Origin of the sequence: Limnochorda sp. (assembly GCF_047459355.1) — a bacterium.
In the GTDB taxonomy this organism is placed as follows: Bacteria; Bacillota; Limnochordia; order Limnochordales; family Limnochordaceae; genus Limnochorda.
The window spans coordinates 1-1800 of sequence record NZ_VSCV01000080.1; the positions used below are offsets into that span (position 1 = coordinate 1).

Genomic DNA, 1800 nt, shown 5'->3' on the forward strand with positions numbered 1-1800 from the left:
ACCGCCGTCATGGTCTTCAACTCGGGGAGCCTCTGGGCCAACATGGCCGACATGGGCCACCCCCTCTTGGCCCACACGGGGGTGACCCTCATGCCGGCGGGGCCTCAGGGCCGCTACAACCTGGGCGGCGGAAACACCATGGTCCTCTTCGCAGGCGGGAATGTGGCGGCTGCCGAGCGCTTTATCCGGGACTTCATGACCCCGGAGCACTATGGCCAGCTCCTGCCCCGGATGGCCCCCATGTGGGCCCCAGTCTTGGAAGGGATGAAGGACTTGCCCTTCTACCAGGATCCCGTCAATCGGGTCTGGCTGGAGGCGGGCCAGATCAACGTCAACGTCGGGTACCCGGGCCCCGCCACCCCCTGGGCAGGGGAGGTCTTGAGCTCCCAGGTGCTCCTGCGAGCGCTCCAGACAGCCATCGTCGATGGGGTGCCGCCTGCCGAAGCCCTCCAGAATGCCAAGCGTGAGATCGAGGCCATCATGGCCAAGTACTAGCCCTGTCTGGTGCAGGTGAAGCTCCGCGGCCGGCGGGGCGGCCTCCCAGGGCTGTCCCGCCGCCGGTCATGGGAGAGGGGGGAGTCACCCTGAGCCCGTCCGCCCTGCACCGCGGGCCCTCCCAGAGGCCGGTGGACCTGATCACGGGCCTCCTCATGGTGGCGCCACTTCTGGTGGTCATCGTCGGCGTCATGGGCGCGCCGCTGCTCCAGGCCGTCTCCTTGAGCCTCACCGACAAGCGGATCGGCCTGCCCGGCACCTTTGTGGGGTGGGGCAACTACGGGCGGCTGGTGCACGATCCCCTCTTCTGGCTCGCGGTCCGGAACAGCTTCCTCTACGCCTTCGGGGCGGTGGCCCTCAAGCTCTTGGCCGGCTTTGGGCTTGCCTTGGTCTTGAACGAGGAGCTTCCCTGGCGGGGGCTCTGGCGGGCCATCATCTTGATCCCCTGGGCGGTGCCCGAGCTGGTCGCCGCCCTGACCTGGCGGTGGATGTACAGCGACACCAACGGCATCATCAACGCCCTCCTGCTCAGGGCAGGGCTCATCGAGTTCCCCGTGCCCTGGCTGGGCTCGCCCCAGACGGCCTTGGCCGCGGTGGTGCTGATCAACGTTTGGAAGGGCGTGCCCTTCTTCACCTTCTCCCTCCTGGGCGGCCTGCAGGTGATCGATGCGGAGCTGTACGAGGCGGCCGCCATCGATGGCGCCGGGTGGGCGAGCCAGGTCCGGCACATCGTCCTCCCCGCCCTGGCGCCGGTGATGGTGATCGCATCCCTCCTCTCGACCATCTGGACTTTCAACGACTTCACCACCATCTTCGTCACCACAGGGGGCGGGCCGGCCTACGCCACCACCACCGTGCCTATCCTCACCTACGAGAAGGCCTTCTGGAACCTGGAGCTGGGGTATGCGGTGGCCACCTCCCTGGCGGCGGCTCCCGTCTTCATCGGGCTGATCGTGCTGGCCACCCGGCTCTTCGCGGGGCGGGAACGCTGATGCGGACCTTCCGGATGAGGCGCCGCTACGCCTGGGGGCTGCTGGTGGCGGGGCTCCTTTGGACCACCTTCCCCCTCTACTGGATGCTGGTCACGTCGCTCAAGCCCGTGGCCGACATGTTCATGCCCCTGCCCAGCCTCTGGCCCTCCCGGGTGACCCTGGCCAACTATGTGGATCTCCTCGCCAACACTGGTTTCGTCACTTTTGTCCGGAACAGCCTGGCGGTGGGTTTGGTCGCCATGGTCTCCTCCGTCATGATCTCGACCCTAGCCGCCTACAGCATCACCCGGTTGCCCTTGCCCGGGCGGCAGGG

2 protein-coding genes and 1 pseudogene are annotated in these 1800 nt (G+C 67.6%); all 3 read left to right on the plus strand.

All coding sequences use genetic code 11. The annotated features are described in order from the left end of the window. The coding region (locus tag FWJ67_RS10940) for a hypothetical protein (RefSeq protein ID WP_414482837.1) at window positions 1–495 on the plus strand (495 nt) is incomplete at its 5' end. 131 nt (window positions 496–626) lie between these two features. Beyond that, window positions 627–1487, plus strand: a complete 861-nt coding sequence (locus FWJ67_RS10945; RefSeq protein WP_414482453.1) for a carbohydrate ABC transporter permease — start codon at window positions 627–629, stop codon at window positions 1485–1487. After that, window positions 1487–1800 (plus strand): annotated as a pseudogene (locus FWJ67_RS10950) (carbohydrate ABC transporter permease); the annotation flags it as partial. The gene FWJ67_RS10945 and the pseudogene FWJ67_RS10950, both read left to right, overlap by 1 nt.